20 protein-coding genes are annotated in these 17,662 nt (G+C 38.5%); all 20 read right to left on the bottom strand.

What is annotated here, in order from left to right; genetic code table 11:
• Nucleotides 1-125: 125 nt before the first annotated feature.
• Nucleotides 126-1,421 carry a UDP-N-acetylglucosamine 1-carboxyvinyltransferase gene (gene murA / locus ACEPXD_RS03455; protein ID WP_391119976.1) on the bottom strand — a complete coding sequence of 432 codons (1,296 nt, stop codon included), beginning with the start codon at nt 1,419-1,421 and terminating at the stop codon, nt 126-128.
• Nucleotides 1,422-1,747: 326 nt separating this feature from the next.
• A complete protein-coding gene (locus tag ACEPXD_RS03450) occupies nt 1,748-1,984 on the bottom strand; it encodes a DUF1146 family protein (RefSeq protein WP_391119974.1) in 237 nt (78 codons plus the stop codon).
• Between the two features lie 158 nt (nt 1,985-2,142).
• Nucleotides 2,143-2,547, bottom strand: a complete 405-nt coding sequence (locus ACEPXD_RS03445) for a F0F1 ATP synthase subunit epsilon (protein WP_391119973.1) — start codon at nt 2,545-2,547, stop codon at nt 2,143-2,145.
• Between the two features lie 24 nt (nt 2,548-2,571).
• Nucleotides 2,572-3,987 (bottom strand): F0F1 ATP synthase subunit beta, encoded by a 1,416-nt coding sequence (gene atpD, locus ACEPXD_RS03440; protein ID WP_391119971.1) that lies wholly within the window; start codon nt 3,985-3,987, stop codon nt 2,572-2,574.
• A gap of 35 nt (nt 3,988-4,022) precedes the next feature.
• Nucleotides 4,023-4,883, bottom strand: a complete 861-nt coding sequence (locus ACEPXD_RS03435; protein ID WP_391119969.1) for a F0F1 ATP synthase subunit gamma — start codon at nt 4,881-4,883, stop codon at nt 4,023-4,025.
• Nucleotides 4,884-4,927: 44 nt separating this feature from the next.
• Nucleotides 4,928-6,436, bottom strand: a complete 1,509-nt coding sequence (gene atpA, locus ACEPXD_RS03430) for a F0F1 ATP synthase subunit alpha (RefSeq protein ID WP_391119967.1) — start codon at nt 6,434-6,436, stop codon at nt 4,928-4,930.
• A 27-nt stretch (nt 6,437-6,463) separates the two neighbouring features.
• Nucleotides 6,464-7,000 (bottom strand): F0F1 ATP synthase subunit delta, encoded by a 537-nt coding sequence (locus tag ACEPXD_RS03425; RefSeq protein ID WP_391119965.1) that lies wholly within the window; start codon nt 6,998-7,000, stop codon nt 6,464-6,466.
• Nucleotides 6,997-7,521, bottom strand: coding sequence for a F0F1 ATP synthase subunit B (gene atpF / locus ACEPXD_RS03420; RefSeq protein ID WP_391119963.1), 525 nt, complete (start codon nt 7,519-7,521; stop codon nt 6,997-6,999). The genes ACEPXD_RS03425 and atpF overlap by 4 nt, the downstream gene beginning before the upstream one ends.
• A gap of 118 nt (nt 7,522-7,639) precedes the next feature.
• The gene (gene atpE, locus ACEPXD_RS03415; protein ID WP_053590520.1) at nt 7,640-7,864 is read right to left on the bottom strand and encodes a F0F1 ATP synthase subunit C; all 225 of its coding nucleotides are present in this window, start codon (nt 7,862-7,864) and stop codon (nt 7,640-7,642) included.
• A 68-nt stretch (nt 7,865-7,932) separates the two neighbouring features.
• A complete protein-coding gene (atpB, locus tag ACEPXD_RS03410; protein ID WP_391119961.1) occupies nt 7,933-8,649 on the bottom strand; it encodes a F0F1 ATP synthase subunit A in 717 nt (238 codons plus the stop codon).
• A 26-nt stretch (nt 8,650-8,675) separates the two neighbouring features.
• On the bottom strand, nt 8,676-9,050 hold the full coding sequence (locus ACEPXD_RS03405; protein WP_391119959.1) for an ATP synthase subunit I: 375 nt from the start codon (nt 9,048-9,050) through the stop codon (nt 8,676-8,678).
• Between the two features lie 445 nt (nt 9,051-9,495).
• Nucleotides 9,496-10,125: a uracil phosphoribosyltransferase gene (gene upp / locus ACEPXD_RS03400; protein ID WP_151698881.1), complete on the bottom strand. Its 630-nt coding sequence runs from the start codon at nt 10,123-10,125 to the stop codon at nt 9,496-9,498.
• A gap of 800 nt (nt 10,126-10,925) precedes the next feature.
• Nucleotides 10,926-12,161: a serine hydroxymethyltransferase gene (gene glyA / locus ACEPXD_RS03395; RefSeq protein WP_391119957.1), complete on the bottom strand. Its 1,236-nt coding sequence runs from the start codon at nt 12,159-12,161 to the stop codon at nt 10,926-10,928.
• 20 nt (nt 12,162-12,181) lie between these two features.
• On the bottom strand, nt 12,182-12,727 hold the full coding sequence (locus tag ACEPXD_RS03390; RefSeq protein ID WP_391119955.1) for a TIGR01440 family protein: 546 nt from the start codon (nt 12,725-12,727) through the stop codon (nt 12,182-12,184).
• A gap of 14 nt (nt 12,728-12,741) precedes the next feature.
• Complete coding sequence (gene rpiB, locus ACEPXD_RS03385) at nt 12,742-13,182, bottom strand: ribose 5-phosphate isomerase B (protein ID WP_391119953.1); 441 nt, start codon at nt 13,180-13,182, stop codon at nt 12,742-12,744.
• Nucleotides 13,183-13,458: 276 nt separating this feature from the next.
• Nucleotides 13,459-14,763 (bottom strand): methyl-accepting chemotaxis protein, encoded by a 1,305-nt coding sequence (locus ACEPXD_RS03380; protein WP_391119951.1) that lies wholly within the window; start codon nt 14,761-14,763, stop codon nt 13,459-13,461.
• Nucleotides 14,764-14,765: 2 nt separating this feature from the next.
• Nucleotides 14,766-15,206: a low molecular weight protein arginine phosphatase gene (locus ACEPXD_RS03375; RefSeq protein ID WP_391119949.1), complete on the bottom strand. Its 441-nt coding sequence runs from the start codon at nt 15,204-15,206 to the stop codon at nt 14,766-14,768.
• A gap of 59 nt (nt 15,207-15,265) precedes the next feature.
• Nucleotides 15,266-15,769: a manganese efflux pump MntP family protein gene (locus ACEPXD_RS03370; protein ID WP_391119947.1), complete on the bottom strand. Its 504-nt coding sequence runs from the start codon at nt 15,767-15,769 to the stop codon at nt 15,266-15,268.
• Nucleotides 15,770-16,011: 242 nt separating this feature from the next.
• A complete protein-coding gene (locus ACEPXD_RS03365) occupies nt 16,012-17,037 on the bottom strand; it encodes an L-threonylcarbamoyladenylate synthase (RefSeq protein ID WP_391119945.1) in 1,026 nt (341 codons plus the stop codon).
• Nucleotides 17,038-17,105: 68 nt separating this feature from the next.
• On the bottom strand, nt 17,106-17,633 hold the full coding sequence (locus ACEPXD_RS03360) for a stage II sporulation protein R (protein WP_391119943.1): 528 nt from the start codon (nt 17,631-17,633) through the stop codon (nt 17,106-17,108).
• Nucleotides 17,634-17,662 lie beyond the last annotated feature (29 nt).

The raw sequence follows: 17,662 nt of genomic DNA, 5'->3' as shown, positions 1-17,662 counted from the left end.
TAATAAATATAGCGAGACCAATTGAACAAAACTCGCAACCAATTCGCTATAAAACGAGACTAAACCAAATGTTCCTTGCATAAAAAAGCACTATGCATGTATGAATGCACAGTGCTTTACATATATTATACGAGTTGAATTGCTTTCTCTGGGCTTTCGGTACCTATACGTTCAATATCAGCGCCTAGAGCTGCGAGTTTTTTGTCGAAGTCGACGTAGCCGCGGTCTAAATGATATAGTTCCGTTACTCGTGTTATCCCTTCAGCTACGAGGCCAGCAATAATAAGGGCTGCCGCTGCACGCAAATCGGTTGCTGCAACTTCTGCGCCTTGTAGGTTCGAAGGTGATTCCATAATTACAGATCGTCCTTCGATCTTCATATTGCCGTTCATGCGTCGGAATTCTTCTACATGCATAAAACGGTTTTCAAATACAGTTTCCGTTATGATACCTGTTCCATGTGCAGTCATCATTAATGCCATCATTTGAGATTGCATATCTGTTGGGAAGCCAGGATGAGGCATCGTTTTAATGTCCACTGATTTAAGCTGACCTGAAGAACGCACACGAATACCGTGATTTTCTTCTGTCACTTCTATACCCATTTCTTGCATTTTGGAAATAAGCGCGGTCATATGTTCAGGGACTGCATTTTCGATGAGCACGTCACCTTTAGTAATTGCCGCTGCAACCATGAATGTGCCAGCTTCAATACGATCTGGGATGATATGATGTTCAGTGCCATGAAGTTCAGATACACCTTCAATGCGAATTGTGTCGGTACCAGCACCTTTTACTTTTCCACCCATTTCATTGATGAAGTTTGCTAAATCGACAATTTCCGGTTCTTTTGCAGCATTTTCGATAGTCGTAATTCCTACTGCAAGAGCAGCTGCTGTCATAATGTTTTCTGTAGCGCCAACACTTGGTACGTCTAAATAAATCTTAGCACCTTGTAAACGACCATTTGTTTTAGCTTCTACAAAACCATGTCCGAATGAAATTTCTGCACCCATAGCTTCAAAGCCTTTTAAATGCTGATCAATTGGACGAGATCCAATTGCACAACCACCTGGTAATGCAACACGAGCAAAACCATTTCTCGCTAAAATGGGACCCATTACCAGTATGGATGCACGCATTTTTCGCACATACTCAAATTGAGCTTCACTAGAGAGTCTTTCTTGTGAATCAATTATTACTTCATTTAGTTCAGGATTATATTCAACTTTCGTATTTAAGCTTTTTAATACTTCATTTATTGTCAAAACGTCTGCAAGTGTTGGCACGTCTTTTATAACATTTACTCCCTTGGTTGCAAGCAAAGCTGCAGCAAGTACTGGCAGTACTGCATTTTTCGCACCTTCTACTCGCACATTGCCTTTTAAAATTTGACCGCCTTTAACAACGATTTTATCCACTTCTTTCCCTCCGCGTTCTTTATCCTCATTTGCTTTTATATAAATGAAATATGTAAGATGTCATTATTAGAAATTCAAAACAATATACATCATACAACGGATTTCGCGTATATACAAGCATCTAAAACACTATTTTCACCGGTTAATTTGATATTTTTTATTGCTATAGTATACGTAACACCCTGTCTTTTCGTGTAGATAATCTTAAATTACCCTAGTGCGTTTCACATAAACCTATTCGACAAAATATTTCCCAGGAAATTTGAGGAGATTCTACATGCTCATACAAACTTCTCCATGATTTGCATGAGCATATAGAATCCATTTTAGTTAAACAGAAATTGCAACTGATTAGACCAAGCCGTTAAATTTAAGAAAAAATTCGCTACCGTCGAACCGATAAGAATACTAGCTAATATATAGAATAACTGTGCTTGGAAGACTCGGTTTTTTTTAATAACTTTTTCAATCATAATTGCTTGAAGTGCATAAAAAGATATACCGATAAAAAAGACATTGGCTAAAATCGCAATTATTGCCTGCTCTCCATTTAATAAACCCATTTTTATCCTCCTTCACAATTCTAGTAAACCTTTCTTACATGCTAAAAACGGACAGAACTAGTTCTGTCCGTTTTTTTTTCATGTAAATCAAATTCACCTTGGCGTAATCTAAAGCGTCCGCTCAAGACTAAAACTTTATTTTGCCATGAAAAATAAAGTTAAATGTTACCCTCATAAACGTTGATACGATTCATCGCACGTTTCAAGGCAAGTTCAGCACGACTAAAATCAGTTGAATCTTGCTTACTTTGAAGACGTTCTTCTGCACGTTTCATCGCTTCTTTTGCACGAGTTAGATCGATAGTTGAAGCAACTTCAGATGATTGAGCTAAGATCGAAACCTTTTCAGGACGAACTTCAATAAAACCACCGTTGACTGCTGCATACTCTGTTTTACCATCTTTTTTCAACTTAATTGCACCGATTACAAGAGGTGCAACCATTGGAATATGGCCAGGTAAAATACCGATTTCACCAGATGCTGTTTTAGCGATCATCATGTCTACTTCAGAATCGTATACCGGGCCGTCGGGAGTGACAATATTGACTGTAAGTGTCTTCATATTTTTACCTCCTGGTCCGAATTATTATACTTCTACGCCCATGCTTTTCGCTTTTTCAATAACTTCTTCAATGCGTCCAACTAAACGGAATGCATCTTCAGGAAGATGGTCATATTTACCTTCAAGAATTTGTTTGAATCCTTGAACTGTTTCTTTAACAGGAACGTATGAACCTTTTTGACCAGTAAATTGTTCTGCAACATGGAAGTTTTGAGATAAGTAGAACTGAATACGACGAGCACGGTTAACCGTTAACTTGTCTTCGTCTCCTAATTCATCCATACCTAAGATTGCAATGATATCTTGAAGCTCTCTGTAGCGTTGTAATGTGTATTGCACTTGACGTGCTACTTCATAATGCTCTTTTCCTACGATTTCTGGAGAAAGCGCACGAGAAGAAGAAGCTAAAGGATCCACAGCTGGGTAAATACCCATCTCAGATAATTTACGTTCTAAGTTAGTTGTCGCATCTAAGTGAGCGAAAGTTGTTGCAGGAGCTGGATCCGTATAGTCATCGGCTGGTACATAAATCGCTTGGATCGATGTTACAGAACCAGTGTTAGTTGACGTGATACGCTCTTGTAATTGACCCATTTCTGTAGCAAGTGTAGGTTGGTAACCTGCTGCTGATGGCATACGACCTAAAAGAGCCGAAACCTCAGAACCTGCTTGTGTGAAACGGAAGATATTATCAATGAATAAAAGTACGTCTGCACCTTGTTCATCACGGAAATATTCAGCCATCGTAAGACCAGATAAAGCTACACGCATACGTGCACCAGGTGGCTCATTCATTTGTCCGAATACCATTGCTGTTTTCTTAATAACGCCAGAATCGCTCATCTCGTGGAATAAGTCATTTCCTTCACGTGTACGCTCACCAACACCAGCGAATACGGAAATACCACCGTGTTCTTGTGCAATGTTGTTGATAAGTTCTTGGATAAGAACTGTTTTCCCTACACCAGCACCACCAAATAGACCGATTTTACCACCTTTAATATATGGAGCAAGAAGGTCTACTACTTTGATACCTGTTTCAAGAATTTCAATTTCAGTTGAAAGGGTTTCAAATGTTGGAGCTTGACGGTGAATTGGGTCACGACGCTCACCCGCTGGAATCTCTTCTCCTAAGTCGATAACTTCACCTAGTACGTTGAATACACGTCCTAATGTAACGTCACCAACTGGAACAGAAATTGCTGTACCAGCATCTATTACCTCTGTACCACGCTTAAGGCCGTCAGTAGATGCCATTGCAATAGTACGAACAGAGTCATCTCCTAAGTGTAGAGCTACTTCTAATGTTAATGTAGTAGGCGCTTCATTTGGACGTTGAATCGCTACTGTTAATGCATTATAGATAGCTGGCAATTGGCCATTGTTAAACTTAACGTCAACAACTGGACCCATTACTTGTAGTACTTGTCCTTTGTTCACTGCTGTTCCCTCCTGTCTTACTTTTCTATCATTTACTATTCTTGTGCCGCTGCACCGCCAACAATTTCTGTAATTTCTTGTGTAATTGCCGCTTGTCGTGCTCGGTTATAAACTAATGTTAAGTTACCTATTAAATCAGTTGCGTTGTCTGTCGCGGATTTCATCGCAGACATACGAGAAGCATGTTCACTTGCTTTACCATCGAGTAATGCACCAAAAATTAGGCTTTCCGCATATTGTGGAAGTAACACTTCAAGAATTGCTTCAGCTGAAGGCTCAAATTCATATGAAGCGGTTGTGCCTGTTTCTACTGCAATATCCGTAAGTGGCAGTACCTTTTTCTCCGTAACTTCACTAGAGATGGCACTGACAAAGTGGTTATAGTACATATAAAGTTCATCATATGTACCATCCGTGAACATACCAACAGCTCTGCGCGCGATTTCTTTAATATCAGAAAAAGCAGGTTGATCTGGTAAACCTATAACTTCTTCTATTACATTCGATCCGCGTTTTACGAAGAAGTCACGTCCCATACGACCTATCGCCAAAATTACATACTCTTCATTTGAAGCATGGCGCTCAGCAATCGCATTAGATACAGCACGGATTACGTTACTGTTATAAGCTCCTGCTAAACCACGATCTGCAGTGATGACTAGATATGCAGTCTTTTTGACAGGACGAGAAGTTAACATTGGATGTCCACTATCACTTGTTCCTGTAGCAATTGCACCTACTACTTCTTGAATTTTCGACATGTAAGGAACATATGCTTTCGCATTTTCCTCCGCACGGTTCAATTTAGAAGCAGAAACCATTTGCATAGCTTTCGTAATTTGACTAGTTTTCTTTGTTGACGTAATTTTACTTTTAATGTCGCGTAATGATGCCACTGGTATTTCACCACCTTATTGTTTTTTTCACTTAGACAAAAGAATTATTCGGATTTAGCGAAAGTCTTTTTAAATGCAGCAATTGCATTTGTTAAGTCTTCATCTGAAGGAAGATCTTTTGTTGTGCGAATATGATCTAAAACGTTTGTGTGGTTTGAATCTAACCAGCTATGAAGCTCAGCTTCGAAGCGAGTAACATCTTTTACCGGAATATCATCTAAATGGCCACGAGTAAGTGCGTATAAAATAATAACTTGTTTTTCTACTTTAATAGGATTGTTCAAGTCTTGTTTTAATACTTCTACTGTACGTACACCACGGTTAAGTTTTGCTTGAGTTGCAACGTCAAGATCTGATCCAAATTGAGAGAATGCTTCTAGTTCACGGAATGCAGCTAAGTCTAGACGAAGTGTACCCGCAACTTTTTTCATTGCTTTTATTTGTGCTGAACCACCTACACGGGATACGGATAAACCAGCGTTTATTGCTGGACGTACTCCTGAGAAGAATAGATCAGATTGCAAGAAGATTTGACCATCTGTAATAGAAATTACGTTTGTTGGAATATAAGCAGAGATATCTCCCGCTTGCGTTTCAACGAACGGTAATGCAGTAATAGAACCTGCACCAAGTGTTTCATTCAACTTCGCTGCACGCTCAAGTAAACGTGAGTGCAAGTAGAATACATCCCCTGGATAAGCTTCACGGCCTGGAGGACGTTTAAGAAGTAAAGAAAGCTCACGGTAAGCAGCTGCTTGTTTTGATAAATCATCATAAACAATAAGAACATGCTTGCCATCGAACATAAACTCTTCCGCCATAGTTACACCAGCATAAGGAGCTAAGTATAATAATGGAGCTGGTTGAGATGCAGATGCAGTTACAACGATTGTGTAATCTAAAGCACCTTTTTTACGAAGTGTTTCTACCACGTTACGTACAGTCGATTCTTTTTGACCGATTGCAACATAAATACAGATCATATTTTGGTCTGCTTGGTTCAGGATTGTATCAATCGCAACAGATGTTTTACCTGTTTGACGGTCACCGATGATTAACTCACGTTGTCCGCGTCCGATTGGTACAAGCGCGTCAATTGCTTTAATACCTGTTTGAAGTGGTTCATGTACAGATTTACGTGCCATAACCCCTTGTGCAGGACTTTCAATTGGACGAGTTTTTGTAGTTGCGATAGGACCTAGTCCATCCACTGGTTGACCAAGTGGATTAACAACGCGGCCAATCAATTCTTTACCTACAGGAACTTCCATAATACGGCCAGTTCGACGTACTTCATCGCCTTCTTTAATGTCTGAGTATGGTCCTAAAATAACGATACCTACGTTATTAGCTTCTAGGTTTTGTGCCATTCCCATAACACCAGTTGAGAATTCTAAGAGTTCTCCGGCCATGACGTTGTCGAGGCCATGAGCAAGAGCGATACCGTCACCTATTTTGATAACTGTACCAACGTCGCTAACTTTCATCTCAGATTCATAATTCTCAATCTGCTGTTTAATCAAGACACTGATTTCTTCAGCTTTGATGCTCATGTATGTCACCTCTCTAAATTCATAATATTAACCGATCAAGTTACGTTTTAAGCGATCTAATTTAGTGCTTAGACTGCTATCGTAAATGCGGTTTCCGATTTGAACACGTATCCCACCGATAATTGATGGATCTACAATGTTTTCTATACGTAAAGATTGTTTACCAACATTTTTTGCAAATGCAATTGAAATGTTCGTTCGTTCTTCTTCTGTTAATGCACGAGTTGAATATACTTTCGCATCGGCAACACCTTGTGCTTCATTTGAAAGCGTCATAAACTCATTAATAATATTGCCCACTTCACCTAATCGTTTTTTGTCAATAAGCACTAGAAGTGTATTAATCACAATTGGATTAGCAGTTGTAAAGATTTGTCGAATAAGCTCTTTTTTCTTGTCTAGAGACAGCTTAGGAGAAGTGAATAGTGTATTCAATTCTTTATTTGCATTCCAGACAATTTTAAGCTCACGTAAATCTTCTTCAACAGAACGAAGCTCATTTTTTTGTTGTGCTAGTTCGAATAATGCGATTGCGTAACGCTTTGCTGCAGTTGAATTACTCACTTAACTTCGCCTGCCTTCGCAATCGTTGCCTCGATTAGCGCACGATTATCTTCTTCCGAAACTTCTTTTTCAAGAACTTTGGACGCTGCAAGTACTGAAAGTGAAACGACTTCTTCACGTACTGCTGCAATCGCTCTTTCTTTTTCTGTATCGATTTCACGGATAGCAGATTCTTTCAAACGCACAGCTTCAGAACGAGCAGTCGTCATAATTTCTTCACGAGATGCTTCGCCTTGCTTCTTCGCATTTTCTACAATCGCTAATGCTTCCGTACGTGCTTCTTTTAATAAGTCACGTTGTTCTTCAAGTAAACGCACTGATTCTTGGCGGCTATTTTCAGCTGCTTCGATTTCGCTAGCTATTAACTCTTCACGTTGGATCATAATACCCATCAGTGGACCCCACGCTACTTTCTTTAAAAGAAATAAAAGTAGAATAAAGAAGAATAATGTTGCGCCTATATCCAAAATATTTAACCCTTTAAGGTCACTCGTACCAAGTACAAGGTAATCAAAAGTCACGATTGTTTCACTCCTTTCAAACGCTATTAAGAGATCTTGCTTCTATATAATGTAAGTTAGTATGCATTTTTTTCTTATTCATAAAGAGAATGGCGGATAGAAACCCGCCATTAAGTTATTATTTGTTTAATACGATGAAAGCGATAACTGCTGCGATAATTGGAATCGCCTCAACTAATGCTACCCCGATGAACATAACTGTTTGTAAAGCTCCACGTGCTTCTGGTTGACGAGCGATACCTTCTACTGTTTTTGAAACGATTAAACCGTTACCAATACCTGCACCAAGTGCGCCTAAACCGATTGCTATAGCTGCTGCTAAAAGACCAACTGAACCTACCATTGTGTAATTTCCTCCTTGGAATGTTGTTTGTTTTTATTTATTTCTGCTTAAGAATTTAAGCAGTTATATTAATGGTCTGTCGACACTTTGTGTGACATATAAACCATTGTTAACATAACGAAAATGAACGCTTGGATCCCACCTATAAATAACGAGAAACCTTGCCAAGCCATTGCCGGGACAATTGCCCCAATAAAACCAGAAATGGTGCCATTTGTTGCTAAACCTGCAAGTAGTCCTAATAGAACTTCCCCTGCATAAATGTTACCGTAAAGACGAAGACCGAGTGTCAACGTATTTGCGAATTCTTCAATAATCTTCAATGGAAATAAAAATGGTAGTGGTTTTAAATACGTATCTACATTGTATTGTTTGAAACCTTTCATTTTGATTCCGTAATAGTGCGTTAATAGGATAATCATTACTGAAAGCGTCATTGCTACTGTAGGATCTGCAGTTGGTGATTTCCACCAAAGTACTCCATCATATGTTATAGAGAATGGAAGACCTAATACGTTTGCTACCGCAATAAACATGATCAATGTAATTCCAAGAACATGGAATTGTCCGCCTGTTTTCCAATCAAAGTTACTTTTAATAATGCCTTTCACGAAGTCCATAATCCACTCCATGAAGTTCTGCATACCAGTTGGCTTCAGTTTCAAGTTTCTTGTCGCAATAAAAGCGATCAAAAATACGATGAGTGTAGTAACGGCAAGCATTAATATATTTGACCAGTTACCATACATCCCTAAAAACTTGAACGTTGGATTTGCATGTTCCACGATTCTTTCACCTCTCTTTCACGTTCTCATAGTTGGTGTTTTGTGTAATACATAATTCGTTCTACTATTAGTAGAACATAGGGTATCATTAATCCAATAACTGTGCTTATTAGATGAATATAATTTGGTAATGCTAGAGCTATTGCTACAGCAGCCACGCCTGATGCGAAGCGAAAAGTTGTCCCGAGACCTGCTCGTCCTTTTCCATCTGTTAACACACGATCAAATTTCTCCATTCTACGTACTAGAATCCAGAAATTATACAGACCAAATAAAGAACCTAGCGCTAAGCCTGCAAATATTGTCGAATATGGGGTAAATCCCCAACCTAGCACACATACTGCGAGCAAAAAAAATATGTACTTTTTCTGCTTCGTATAGATACGTTGCAATTCATGCATTAGTCTTTAGTCTCCTGAATCATATTTTCGAATGGTAGTAATAATGGCAAACACACCAACCATATGGCCTGCGAGCAAACTTATTACTAAAAATAATGGAGTGGTTCTATAAGTTCAACAATTCACATTTCTGTGAATATACCTATTTAGTTAGAACCGACAAAGCTGTGAGAGATTCGCAAAAATACATCGCTATCCCTTGTAACGGACGTCTATTGGGACGCATAAAAGGATACTCACGTTTTTTCTTTTAAAGTAAAAACTGTGAATCTAGTAGGAAGTTGATACGACAAGTATTTCAAGCATGAAACCCCTATCATTTTATATCCTTTGTAAGCATACAATAGGGGCAAAATGATGTCAATTAGAAGTAGTGAAATTCTTCACAAATACCGTCTATTTGACATCTTATCGACAAATTTAGAACAGGAAAATATTTACTTTTTTATTTTGTTCCAAACAAACGATCCCCTGCATCTCCTAAACCTGGAACGATATAGCCATGGTCGTTTAGTTTTTCATCTAATGCTGCTATATAGATATCCACATCAGGATGCGCTTTTTGCAATGCTTCCACACCTTCAGGAGCTGCGATTAAACACATAAACTTAATATGTATCGCGCCTCGTTTCTTCAATGAGTTCACTGCTTCAATTGCAGAACCCCCTGTTGCAAGCATTGGATCTACTAAGATAAAATCACGATCCGCTACATCCGCAGGAAGTTTTACATAATACTCAACTGGCTGTAGTGTTTCTGGATCACGGTAAAGACCGATATGTCCTACTTTTGCAGCTGGAATAAGTTTTAATATCCCATCAATCATTCCAATTCCAGCACGTAATATAGGCACAATCCCTAACTTTTTACCTGCCAACACTTTTGATTTGGTTTTTTGGACTGGCGTTTCTACCTCTGTTTCTTCTAATGGTAAGTCACGTGTAATCTCAAAAGCCATTAATGTAGCTACCTCGTCTACAAGTTCACGAAACTCTTTTGTTCCTGTATTTACATCACGGATATATGTAAGTTTATGTTGAATAAGTGGATGATCAAATACAAATACTTTTGTCATATGGCATATCTCCTTCTTGTTTTAGTTGCAATTCTACTAATTATACCAAAAATCGCGGGTGATATACTAGCAATCCTCCGTTCTTACTATTGCGTCTATTTCTTTTGCGTCATAAGTTTGTAAAAATAAAAATCTTGACCAATTAAACAACAAACTTTTCTCAAATATTCTTTAATTAAAAGCCAATTTCCATTATATTGCCCAAAAATGATAACTACAATTCGCAAGAAGAGAGAATCTTCTATAAAACAAGCCACCGCAGTCGATCTTTTTGCGACGACCTTGCACAGGAGCGATTATTTAATAACAGTTTTATTAGAATTACTCTTTTTCATTACCCAAGACTCTTAGGGAGCGTATTTTTAGAAATCAAGAGCCGCTCAACCTGCGCAATTTTTTTACACTAAATGGCACTTCGAGATCAATCGAGTTGAACCCGAGACCAGTTTACTTAGAGGCGAGACCAATTATCCCAGACCAGTGACCAATTCCGCCAGACCCGAAACTAATTGATGGGCAGCTAAAAAAATTATAGGAACTATTTGCTGAATCTTAACTAACAAAAAGGAGTTAGTATAGCTACATTTCTTTTTCGACGAGCTAGCGAGAGTCCTACGGGAATAGCGAGACAGACAATACAGCGCACAAAGCTCAGCGAAGGAGGAGTCTAAGGCGGCCTTCATATGGAAAATGAATGCCAGAGCGCTAAATCCAGGTAGCTAATATTTGTGGCACATCTGGGACTTGCGCATAAAAAAACTACTTTTCACAACGAAAAGTAGTTTTTAACTATTAAACTATTAACTATATAAAGGAAACCGAGAAGTTAATGCAGCAACTTTATCTTTCGATTCTTTTAAGATTGCTTCATCTTCGTGGTTTTTCAATAGTTTTGCAATGATAGAAGCGATTTCTTTCATTTCTTCCTCTTTAAATCCACGTGTTGTCACTGCTGGTGTACCAATACGAACGCCAGATGTGATAAAAGGACTAGCAGTATCAAATGGAATAGTATTTTTGTTGACTGTAATTCCAACTTCATCAAGCACATGTTCTGCTACTTTACCTGTTAAACCTAAAGCTGAAACATCCAATAACATCACGTGATTGTCCGTCCCACCAGATACAATGCGAATGCCTTCTTCTGTTAAACTATCCGCTAGTGTTTTAGCGTTTGCAATTACTTGCGCTTGGTAATCTTTAAACTCTGGTTTTTGAGCTTCACCAAATGCCACAGCTTTTGCTGCGATAACATGCATTAGTGGCCCACCTTGAATTCCTGGGAAAATCGTTTTATCAATTTTCTTTGCAAATTCTTCTGTTGTTAAGATTAATCCTCCACGAGGTCCGCGCAATGTTTTATGTGTAGTTGAAGTGACAAAATGAGCATGCGGTACTGGGTTTGGATGAAGTCCTGCTGCAACTAGACCTGCAATATGCGCCATATCAACGAATAAGTAAGCTCCTACTTCATCTGCAATTTCACGGAATTTAGCAAAGTCAATTGTACGGGAATACGCACTAGCTCCAGCAACGATCATTTTAGGTTTGTGTTCTAATGCAATTGCACGAATGTTTTCGTAATCGATTGTCTCATCTTCTTTACTTACACCATAATCTATGAAGTTATATTGAATTCCACTAAAGTTTACAGGAGAGCCATGCGTTAAATGTCCACCATGTGACAAATTCATACCTAAAATCGTGTCACCAGGTTGTAAAGCAGTCATGTATACCGCCATATTCGCTTGTGAACCTGAATGTGGTTGTACATTTGCATGTTCGGCTCCAAAAATTTCTTTCAAACGATCACGAGCAATATTTTCCACTATATCTACATATTCACAACCACCATAGTAGCGTTTACCTGGGTAGCCTTCTGCATATTTATTCGTAAGTACCGATCCTTGCGCTTCCATAACTGCTTCGGATACGAAATTTTCTGACGCGATTAACTCAATATTAGCTTGTTGACGCTTTTTCTCCGCCAGCATAGCTTCATATACTGCTGGATCTTGTGATAAAATTTTCTCCACTTTTAGTTCCTCCTCCAATATCATCCGTAAAATGCACGCTCTCCGCCAATTAGCTTCGGGCGTGTTTTCGCAATCGTAACGACTGCTCCCCCAATTTGCTTTGTGGACACGCGAATCGGTACAGCAACTGGTTGTAACTGCATGCCGATAAGGGTTTGTCCTATATCAATGCCGGCTTGTGCTTGCACATGCTCGACAACTACAGGGTCTTGAAATTGAGTGTACGCATAAGCAGACATAGATCCTCCTGCGCGAACAACTGGAATAACAGAGACTTCCGGTAATCGATAGAAAAGTTGCGTTTTTCTTTCCATTGTAATTGCTCGATTTATATGTTCACAGCCTTGAAATGCTAAATGAACTTTATTTCGATTTGCAAATGCTTGTAATGGTTCAAATAAAACTTCCGCTACCTCTATGCCACCAGCAGTACCAATTTTCTCGCCGATAATTTCAGAAGTAGAACATCCAATGACAAATAAATCATTTTCTCTTAAAATTGCTTGCTGCTCCACTTCTAGTAGAAGCTGTTCTATTTGTTGTTTCCACAAATGTTTTACTTCCATCCGAAATCACCTCTTTATGCGTTTTCTAATGCAGTAATTTTCTCAACACGACGCTCATGGCGTCCACCTTCAAAGTCTTGACCAAGCCATGTTGCAACGATTTCTCTTGCAAGTCCTGGACCTATAACTCGTTCACCCATCGCAAGGACATTAGAATCATTATGACATCTCGTTGCTTTTGCAGAAAACACATCATGTACTAGTGCACAACGAATTCCTTTTACTTTATTTGCTGCAATTGACATTCCGATACCTGTACCACAAATTAATATTCCACGATCAAATTCGCCATTAGCAACACCTTCTGCAACCGGCATCGCATAGTCCGGATAATCGACCGAATCGTCATTAATTGGACCGAAGTCCTCATAGGAAAGTCCAAGCTCTTCTAGCTGTTGTATAATTTCTTTACGTAGGTTATTACCACCGTGATCGGAAGAAATGGCTATTTTCAACTCGTTCCCTCATTTCTGTTTAAATTCTCATTCATCATACCATTTTTCAGAATAAAAAAATACAATTCACATAAAGTGAATTGCATTTAATACAAAGAATCGGACGAATTTCTGTCAATTTTCCAAAATTTGCTTAAGTATCCTCATTGAAACCCATTAAAATACGAACGATAATGATAATTTTAACTTCAATATTCGTATTGTACGGAGAATACGCTTCTTTTTCCTTCTACACCATAATAAGCATGCAAAGAATAATGTAAGAACCACGCAAAGTTATTGTGAAGTTCGATCAAATTGACTTATCACTTTGAATAACCCCTCTGATTGTTGTTTCAGTCCTTCAGATAAATGGTCGATTTGTTCGATTGATCGCGCTTGCTCATCTGTGGAACTTCTTACTTCTTCGGCACCTGCAGATGTTTCTTCTGCAATCGCTGCAACTTCTTGCGATTGTCGAGCAGTATTTTCAATATTAGTTAATTGTCGTTCGACGAGTGTCGATATTTCGACAACTGAGCCAGCCATACTATGGATTTTATTGGACATTCCTTCGATTGCTGCGTTTGTATCGGATACTCGTTTTGCTTCTCCAACCGCAAAGCTAACTTGGTTTGTCATTTGTTGCACAACTGTTTGCACATCTGTTTGAATGGCAAGAATTAATTCGGAAATTCCTTGAACAGCCTTTGCACTTTCATCCGCTAATTTGCGAACTTCTTCTGCTACAACTGCAAAACCTTTTCCATGTTCCCCTGCACGCGCTGCTTCGATGGATGCATTTAGTGCCAGTAGATTCGTTTGCGCTGCAATATCCCCTACTAACTGAATAATACTTTCTACTTTTCCTGCGTTTTCTTCCAACTGTTGTACATTTCCAAGTGCTGCTTCACTACCAGAGGCAATTTTACGAATCCCATTCACAAGTGACTCAATGACATCTGTAGTTTGTGCTAGGCCTGCAATCATTTCTTTTGATTGAACAGAAGATTCTTCTGCACGTTTATTCACTTCAGAAGCAAGTACCCTTACGTCTTCTACGGATTCAGCAGTTTCTTGTACTGCTACAGCTGATTGTTCTGCACCTTGGGAAATTTGCGCAATTGTATGAGCGATTGCTTCAGCTTGCACAGAAGCAACGGACGATTCTTCCGATAATTGCTTCACAGTCTTATTCGTCTTCTCAAAATTATCTTCAATACTTTGAACCATTTCTCTTAAGTTCACAAGCATTGATTGGAAAGCAACAGCGACAGATTGAATTTCATCTTTGGACTTCGGCACATTTACGTCCACGCCAATTTTTCCTTCTGAAGCAAGCGTTGCAACTTTTTCTAAATTAAATAGAGGCTTTATAATGACCCCACTGAAAAAATATGCTAAGACTGCTGACCAAAAAATTCCCAAAGCATACATAGCTATTTCAAAGTTAAATGATTTTGTTGCACCTTCAAATATTAGCGGTTGTATGAAGTTTATAAATACCGCACTTGTCGTGTATGTAATAACAGCTAAAATGGTGACGAATAATACAATCTTCTTTTGTAGTCCGAATGCATACTTCTTCTTTTTCTCTTTCATCCTTAATCCCCCCGTAGTTTTTTCACTAGTTCATCTGTTAGTGCAAGTAGTTCTTGAAACGTGTTTTCATATGTATGTAGGTCCCCACCATAAGGATCTGATACATCTTGTACATTTTGGGGCGTAACAAATTCTTTGTACTTATATACCTTGGTTTTAGTATGTGGAAATGCTTGAATGATTGTTTGTTTATGCGAAAATGTCATCGTCAAGATAAGATCCGCCCAATCTACTAATCGCTTATCTAATGCAGTTGTTTCATGAGCAAACGGTATCAGAGCATTATCTAATACTAATTTCCCATTAAAAGAAATATCTCCTCCGTTTACTGCATAAATTCCTGCCGAACGAACTAGCACATCTTCTAAACATCGAGCCTTTAATAATGCCTCTGCTATCGGACTTCGACATGTATTTCCCGTACAAACAAATAATATATTCATCCTTCTATTTCCCCATCTCTAGTATATAATATTTAGTCCTATAAATGTTATAAATATTGTTAAATATTCCATAAAGTTAAAATTCCCATCAATAAAAGAACTAGTCCTGCTAGTCGCATGATGATCGCTCGATTCATAAATGAATGCTTAAAAATGACTTTTTGAGCAATAAATACAGCCAAAAAAGATAAGATTCCTGAACTTAAGATAAAAATAAGCTTTTCCACTTTAAGCATACCAAACGAAATACTTACTGAAAAGGTATCAATACTTGCTACCAGTGCGAGAAGATAAGGAGAGAATAGCGGAACTTGTTTAGGAGATTGCGTAATAATCATCTGTAAACCAACTAGTGCAAGAAGAACTCCGGATAAGTAGGGACTCGCTTGTTGCAAATAATTTTGTACGACGATTCCAGCGTAATAACCGATTAAAGGAAAAAGCATATGTAATGAAGCTACCCAAGCAGCAATGGTAAAAACTTGTTTCCGATAAGATACAAGCGAAAACAATATAAGTACATCTACAGACACTAAAGCGCCTGCTAAAATTTCACGCCACAAAAAATCTCCCCCGTCCATTTGCATAATTAACTATATGCAAATAGATAAGGGAGAATACACTGCTAACGTTTGAGAAATGTTTATCTCTCTATAGAGAAAATAGATGAATCGGTCGAATACAACTAGGAATCGGTTGAATCCTACTGGAAATCGGTCGCATTTAACTAAAACCGGTCGAATCCTACTGGAAATCGGTTGAATCCAGAATAGAATCGGTTGAATATCAATGTGAACCGAAGTTACTAAACAAACCAATTGCCGTTTGCAGCTTTTTCTAATCGATTCATTATAGCAGTACCTACTCCTTCTTTTAAAAAAACAGGAACAAGCACTAAGTCTGCATCTGTTTCATCACAACTTCTTAATGCTTCATATAATAAATGTGCCGCATCTTGTAGTTGATTTTCTTTTCCCAATGAAAAAAAGTGATCTACCTCGATATCAGCATACTGTTCACTTGCGATTAAAACTACCTTTTGAGAATTGCTATGTATTTTTTCGACCGCATTTCGCACGGTTAGTTTGGAATTTTCAATTAAATAAACAGGGGCATTTGGTGCATAATGGGCATATTTCATACCTGGTGCACGAGGTGCTTCCGCATGATCTGTCAGTTTCGATTCATTAACTTGACCGATTACTTTTTCAAGCATTTCTTTTGTAATTCCACCTGGACGAAGAATTGTAGGTACTTTGGATGTGACATCTAGTACCGTTGACTCTAAACCAATGCCTGTCGCCCCACCATCTACTATTAAAGGGATTTTACCGTTCAGGTCGTGGAATACGTGCGTAGCTTTCGTAGGACTTGGTTTTCCACTTCTATTCGCACTCGGAGCGGCAACTGGTTGTTTTAAACGTCTAAGTAATTCAAGAGCTACTGGATGTTCAGGCATTCTAACCCCTACTGTATCTAGTCCAGCGGATACATTTTGTGCAAGTGAATTTGGCTTTAGGGGAAGTATAAGCGTGAGTGGGCCTGGCCAAAAAGCATCCATGCAATCCTTCGCTATTTGCGGAATATTCTTCGTAAAAGACTCGAGTTCCTCTAATTCACCGATGTGCACAATAAGTGGATTATCTTGTGGTCTTCCTTTTGCTTCAAAAATTTTACTTACCGCTCTCTCATTCGTTGCAACAGCACCTAATCCATATACGGTTTCTGTCGGGAAAGCGACCGTTTCACCAACGATTAATAAATCCACAGCCTGTGTGTAACCTTGTTCTTTTGTGGATAAGTTATCCACACTCACTATTTGCGTTTTCATCTCATTTTCCCTCCTTTCTACTACACTTATCCACAAATTGTGGAAAACTTCATTCTTTCTGTGGATAATTATGTGGAAAACCTCTTCTTTAACCATTCCCATACCCAAAACTTAGGTTTCTCTTCCACTACCTCTTCTTTGTAGCACACTTTTGGAAACAACGCACACCACCAGTTATCACCGCGACCACTCCCAATTGTTATAACAACAGATTCAACATTTGCTTGAGCTGTTATTCCTTGATTCCACACTTTTGGAGGAAATAAAGCCAAGCCTGTGGATAAATGAATTTTTTGTTCGAACTTTTCTGATAACTTATCCACAACTTGTTCAAGTTCTGCATATGTTTGTGGATTATTTTGATATTGAATCAACAGAGGCTCAATACTATTTTTTACTTCATTCTTTACCTGTTGGTCTTCCATTGTATTACTATTTGCGATCAATCGAAAGCGTAATCCATCCACTTGCTCGGTCGATTGAAATAAGAGAAATAAACAAAACTGAATAAGAAGTAACATCCACACGAAGAAAATAATTGTATCTATTTGCTTGCCAATACTTGAAACTCTCTTTATCTCATAATCTGGTAACATATAACATTCCCCCTTAGGAACATTGTTAC

The organism is Psychrobacillus sp. L3 (assembly GCF_042945595.1).
In the GTDB taxonomy this organism is placed as follows: domain Bacteria; phylum Bacillota; class Bacilli; order Bacillales_A; family Planococcaceae; genus Psychrobacillus.
This window is presented reverse-complemented; position numbering and strand designations above follow the sequence as displayed.